The 5,583-nt window shown below is 66.6% G+C and carries 7 protein-coding genes; all 7 read right to left on the reverse strand.

Annotated features, from left to right (window positions below; translation table 11 throughout):
• Window positions 1-238 precede the first annotated feature (238 nt).
• The 7 genes from C477_RS18550 to C477_RS18580 all read right to left on the reverse strand — a co-directional run bounded on the left by C477_RS18550 (window position 239) and on the right by C477_RS18580 (window position 4,796).
• Entirely contained in the window at window positions 239-529 is a 291-nt protein-coding gene (locus tag C477_RS18550) for a ubiquitin-like small modifier protein 1 (protein ID WP_008896079.1), read from the reverse strand.
• A 68-nt stretch (window positions 530-597) separates the two neighbouring features.
• On the reverse strand, window positions 598-948 hold the full coding sequence (locus tag C477_RS18555) for a hypothetical protein (protein WP_008896080.1): 351 nt from the start codon (window positions 946-948) through the stop codon (window positions 598-600).
• A gap of 85 nt (window positions 949-1,033) precedes the next feature.
• Window positions 1,034-2,149, reverse strand: a complete 1,116-nt coding sequence (locus C477_RS18560) for a glycosyltransferase (protein ID WP_008896081.1) — start codon at window positions 2,147-2,149, stop codon at window positions 1,034-1,036.
• A gap of 86 nt (window positions 2,150-2,235) precedes the next feature.
• Window positions 2,236-2,754, reverse strand: a complete 519-nt coding sequence (locus C477_RS18565) for a hypothetical protein (RefSeq protein ID WP_008896082.1) — start codon at window positions 2,752-2,754, stop codon at window positions 2,236-2,238.
• 160 nt (window positions 2,755-2,914) lie between these two features.
• Window positions 2,915-3,301 carry a hypothetical protein gene (locus tag C477_RS18570; protein WP_008896083.1) on the reverse strand — a complete coding sequence of 129 codons (387 nt, stop codon included), beginning with the start codon at window positions 3,299-3,301 and terminating at the stop codon, window positions 2,915-2,917.
• 146 nt (window positions 3,302-3,447) lie between these two features.
• Window positions 3,448-3,828 carry a hypothetical protein gene (locus tag C477_RS18575; RefSeq protein ID WP_152423354.1) on the reverse strand — a complete coding sequence of 127 codons (381 nt, stop codon included), beginning with the start codon at window positions 3,826-3,828 and terminating at the stop codon, window positions 3,448-3,450.
• Window positions 3,829-3,935: 107 nt separating this feature from the next.
• Entirely contained in the window at window positions 3,936-4,796 is an 861-nt protein-coding gene (locus C477_RS18580) for a GNAT family N-acetyltransferase (protein ID WP_008896085.1), read from the reverse strand.
• Window positions 4,797-5,583: the final 787 nt, after the last annotated feature.

A 5,583-nucleotide genomic window follows, 5' to 3' on the forward strand; every position in this document is an offset into this window, starting at 1 on the left:
GAACAGCAGACCGAGCAGTCCCAGGTAGATGCAAACCTGCTGGAGCCGCGTCTGTCCGTCCGGGCGGTCGGAGACGGCGGCGGCGAGATCGAGGAGCAGATCGAGGACCATGCTCGGCCGAAGCTATTTCACCGCCGATTATAGCTTTTTTCTAACAGGTTCCGCGTCTGTCGTTCGTCGACTGTCGGCCGTCGATCGACCGACTTCTGCCGCCACTGACCACTGCGGACCGCTCCCGTTAGCCGCCCGCGACCGGCGGAAACACCGAGAGCCGATCGCCGTCCTCGAGGGGCGTCTCCGGGCCGGCCATGTGGGTCACGTCGCGGCCGTTTTTCAGCACGCTCAACTGCGGCCTGATCGCCCGTCCCGACTCGTCTTCCTCGAGCAACTGGCCTTCGAGACCCTCGTACTCGGCCTCGAGGGCGGCCAGCACGTCGCCGACCGCGGCGTCGTCCTCGAACGTTTCGGTCCGTTCCTTCTCGCCGACGGCCTCCCGAAAGGTCGCGAAAAACCGCAATTCGAGCTCCATATCTATCGATAGTCGCGGAATCGCATAAGTTCGGGTGTCCGGCTGCCGTCGACCGGCTCGCGGGTCGATCAGGCGGCCGAGGCCGCCGCCGAAGACGTGTAGCTGACGGCGTCGAAATCGGCGGTTTCGAGCGCGTCGTCGATCGCGCCGGCGCCGCGCTCCGCCGCTGTGTCGGCGTCTGCGGCGTCGACGACGACGGTCACGGTGAACTCGAGGACGATCGTGTACGGATCGAAGGGCGCGGTCGGATGCTCGTACACGTCGGCGTCGTCGATCTCCCAGTCGGCGATGGTCCCCTCGGCCGCGAGGCGCTCGAGGCTCTCGGCCAGTTGTTCGGTCGCCTCGTCGCAGGCGGTCGTATCGCTTCCCCCGTGGAGGGTGACGCGGGTCGTCCCGGTCCGAGAAACTGCAAACTCCATGCCGTTTCCTATCAACCGAGCGGATTTGAAGCCTTGGTCTGTATTCACACGCCGCCCGCGACGGTCCGTCCGACGCGCTTCCGTATTAGTCGTCGCGAATCGCGTCGTACAGCCCCGCCAACTGCTCGAGGGAGTGATCGACTGCGAGCATGCTCCGGCGGCGCTGACAGAGATCCGAGAGCCGCTCGCGTTCGGCCAGCGTCCGGCGGATCGCCCACCGAAACGCCTCGCGGTCGCCGGGCGCGTACCGGTAGCCGGTCTCGCCCTCGATGACGCCGTCCGCCAACGCCCCGGCGTCGGCGGCGACGACCGGCGTCCCGCAGGCGGTCGCCTCGAGCGCGACCAGCCCCTGCGTCTCGACCGGACTCGGGAAGACGAACGCGTCGAGCGCCGAGTAGAACGCCGGCAGCTCTTCGCGCTCGAGGAAGCCCAAAAACCGGACGTCGGCGTCGGTCGCCGCGGCGCGAGCCTTGAGGTCGTCGCGGGCGGGTCCGTCGCCGGCGATGACGAGCGTCCAGTCGGTGCCGTCGACGGCGTCGATCGCCTCCTCGAGGTTCTTTTCGGGACCGTGTCGACCCGTGTAGCCTAACAGCGGCCCCTCGCCCGAGAGACTGTAGCGCTCCCGAAGGGGCGTCGCCTCGACCGGCCGGAAGAAGTCGACGTCGATGCCGTTCGAGACGATCGTCGCGTCGACGTCCGCACCGACGCGCTCGAGCAGGTGCCGCCGGGCGAACGCCGTCGGCACGGTGGCGTGATCGACGCGCTCGAAGAACGCCCGCTCGTAGGCGCGGCAGGCGCGCTTGAGCGGTTCGACCGCCACCTCGGGGACGTGCTGGTTCACGCGGTCCTCGAGGAGCGTGTGGTAGGTGGCGACGACGGGGACGTCGCGCTCGCGTGCGAACCGGACGCCCGCGAACCCGACCGTGAAGGGCGTGTGGACGTGGACGATGTCGGGCGTGTCGAGTTCCTCGGGAGCCACCGGCGCTCCGAGGCGGTAACGCGGGTACAGCGGTGCGCCGACGCTCGGGAGCGCGTACTCTCCGTCGTCGGGTTCGTACCCGGCCATCTCGGGGAAGACGACCGCCATCGATCCCCGACGGCGGCCCCATCGCTCGCGCCACAGCGCGATCGTGTAGGTAACGCCGTTGACCGTCGGTCGGTAGAGGTCGGTGAACGCGGCGACGACGTTCGTCTTCGCCATCGCTCGACGCTCCACCGCCGCCGGTCAAAGCCGTTGTGAAAGCGCCAACGCCGCTCGAGCAACGGTTCCTCGCCCGCGACGCGCCGTCAATCGTCGGCCGCGACGGAGTCGGTGGTACCGGACCGTCGGCGGTCGATCCGGAACGTCACGTCGTGGTCCGCGAGTAGCGATCGCACCCGCTCGACGCCGCCCTCGGTGTCCCATCCCTCGCAGGTGTAGTGTCTGTACGGGTGGCGCAGCCACGAGTACTCGCGGTGGGCGAACACGTCGACGGCGTCGGCCCCGTCCTGAAACAGCGCGACGTGGAGTTGCCACGTCGCCAGCGGCGACCGCCGCCGGGCCCAGCTCCCGGCCGACAGCCGGCCGTCGCGGTGGACCTTCAGGGAGGCGATCGGTTCCGGTTCGAACGCCATCGCCTCGAGGTCCGCCCGGAACGTCTCGAGCCCGTACGGGATCGTCCCGACGTACTCGTCGGGGTGCTGGAGACACTGTGCGAACCCGCCGAGGGGCTCCTTGATGCGGTGAAGCGTCGGGAGAACGCGACGGCGCACGCGCGTCGTCAGGTCGATCGCGTCGGTGGCGTCGCGGTCGTCGGTCGAGGCCACGGTAGGTCACCTGTCACAGACGAGCCCAAAATGGTTGTGCCTCCCGGCGATCCGGTCCGCGGTATCCGTCGACGACCGTGAATTCCGCTCCCGGAGGAATATATAGCACTCCGGAACGAGCGCCTCGAGGGAGCCGATCGCCGGCGGCTGCCGGCGCCCGCTACAGATCCTGGAGTCGAATGCCGTCCTCGACCAGCCGGGTGTTGCGCTCGCGCTCGAGGTGATCGGCGAGGTCGTCGTGGTCGTAGAGCTGGGCGATGACGTCGGCGTACAGCGTCCGCCACGCGATCGCGTAGATCGGCGACTGACCCCACGCGCGCAGCTCCGGTACGAGGTCGTCGTAGGTGCTACGACGCTCTTCGAAGCGCTCGATCGCCTCGAGGACGCGACCGGCCGCCTCGCGGTCGTCGTCGGCGTCCTCGATCGCGCGGTTGAGTCGCTGTTCCCAGCCGGCGACGGCCTCCTGCATGTCCGCCGCGGCGGTCTCGTCGTCCTCCGGCAGTCGCTCGAGAACCGGTTTCGGTACACCGAGTGTGATCTCGTCCATACCGCGAGTATGGGCTGCGGTTGGGAAGAAACTACGGTTGCCCTCCGGTCCCGTTCCACAGAGCCGCCGTGTCGCGTACGCTCGATATGACTCGAGCTATCGGCGAGAGCCGTGGAATACGCTTGCTGTGCGGTCGGTCCGCACGGTCAGCCGCTGCTGTCCGCGGCGACGGCGTCGGAGAGCGCTCGAATCGTGAGGCTGTCATTAATGCCGAGGATCCGTCTCGGTAGGACGACGAACAGCAACAGCGTGAGCATACTGCTCGTCGCGAGTCGATGAAACTGATCGACTCGGTCCAGCCGGGGCAGGAACTCGGTCACTGACCCGATCCAATTCGGCGCGAGCCCCACGACGCCGCTGATACCGATCGCCGCGAGTGCGATTCCGCCGAGGAACATCGGAACGAGCGCGGGATGCGACCCACCTCGAGCGGTTCGCCGGAAGAGTAACCCGTCACAGAATACGGAGATCCCGGCTAGTCCTATCACGACGTAGAATCCCGTCTGGAGGACTGGTTCCGCTGCCATAGTTCTCCATACATACTGTCTGATTATAACTGTGTCCGTGAGTACGGTCGCGACTACCGCTCGTGGGCGACGACATCGAACCGTCGAGTACTCGCTGTTCGATTCCGCTACGCCGACTGGTGTCGAGCCATCATCACTTCGTCGACGTACTCGTCGTCGATGCGGTACTGCTCCTCGTGGACGCTCTCGCGCTGCCAGCCGTTCTCCTCGAGGAACTCGATGGCGGTCTCGTTGATCGCCGGCAGGTTCTGGTAGCACTTCCGGTAGCCGGCGTCGTCGGCCCACTCGAGACCGTACTCGAGGAGGCTCGAGCCGATCCCCTTGCGACGGAACTCGGGCGCGACGCCGAGGGTGAGTTCGGCGGTGTGGGAAAGCGACGGCAGTTCGTGGGCGTCGACGTGGAGCCAGCCGACGACGTCTGATTCGGTCGCCGCGGCGTCGTCGTCCGATTCGTCGGTCGCCTCGTCGGCCGCCGACTCGAGACTCGCGACGAAACAGACCCGCGAGCGCTCCTCGTTGGCCCGCACGAGCGCCGAGTCGCGCTCGAGTCGCGTCGCGACGTTCTCGGCGACGATGTAGGGGCCCTCGTCGGCGACCTCGCGCATCGTCTCGACGATCCCCTCGCGGTCTTCCTCCCGCGCCGGTCGAACCGTGACGGTGGCGTCCTCGAGGGCCAGTTCGGTCGCCGTTCCGCCGAGCGCGAGGCGGACCTTGCCGTCGGATTCGGTCAGGTACCCCCGGTCCGTGAGCCTCTCGATGCAGGATTCGAGGTCCTCGGCGGGCGGGCAGACCGATTCGGTGTAGGTGCCGGACCGGGCCGGTTTCGAGTGGGTCGTTCCCGATTCGATGCGGATCGCGCGCGCCAGTTCGGCCGGTTCGACGGCCCCGTTTCGTTCGACGTACTCGTAGACCGTCCGTTCCAGTTCGTCGTCGAGATCCTCGGGCGACATCCGCGGCTGGGCGCTCATATCCCCACACCCACCAACGGGCGGTATTATTATGGACGCCGTATCGCTCCGCAATCGGCCGTGACGCCGATCGAAATCCGTCGTTCCTCGTGGCCGCGGACCGCTAATTGTTCGTTGGATCCGGCCACGGAGCGGCGGTGGTCCCCGTTCGCGGCGGGGACAACTGGGTTTCGTCTCGAGTGACCGAACCGAGGCTGCTGAAATCGCCGGCAGTCGTTCGGCCACGAGTCGCGGATTGTTTCCGTCGGAGGTGATATTCTATATCGCGCTATGTGGTTTATGTGGTGCTGGTAGGGCTGTGAATTCACTCGCGGCGACTCGGAAAAACGAACTGAGAACGGGTTCTCGAGCCGATTCCCCGCCACGACAGCTCGCGGTTCTCGTTTCCCGACCGGACGGGGACGATTTTACCGGTGTACCCGGTTCGAATCGATGCAGGATGCGGTATCGAACGCGGGAACCGGGTCTATACCGCTCGCCGACGGGATACAGCGTCGCCGATTGTGCAAGCGAACGCGACCGATCGTCCGAGCCACGCTGTCGACCAGCTCCTGGGGGGTCACCGATCGACCGATCGATTGGAGAAGCAAGCCCCAGTTCTAATTCTGACACTAGAGGCGTTCCGACAGCATTGCTGCCAAGCAGTTCCGCTTCGGTCCGACGTGTGCGAGACGCGATATCGGGTGTCTAATCTCGAGGGCCATTCTAACGCCTCGAGCTCCGGGGTTCGAGGGTCGAATCGACCGTCCGCTCGCCGGCGGTTCTCCTGTCTCTTATACACATCTCT

It is taken from the genome of Haloterrigena salina JCM 13891 (genome assembly GCF_000337495.1).
Lineage (GTDB): Archaea > Halobacteriota > Halobacteria > Halobacteriales > Natrialbaceae > Haloterrigena > Haloterrigena salina.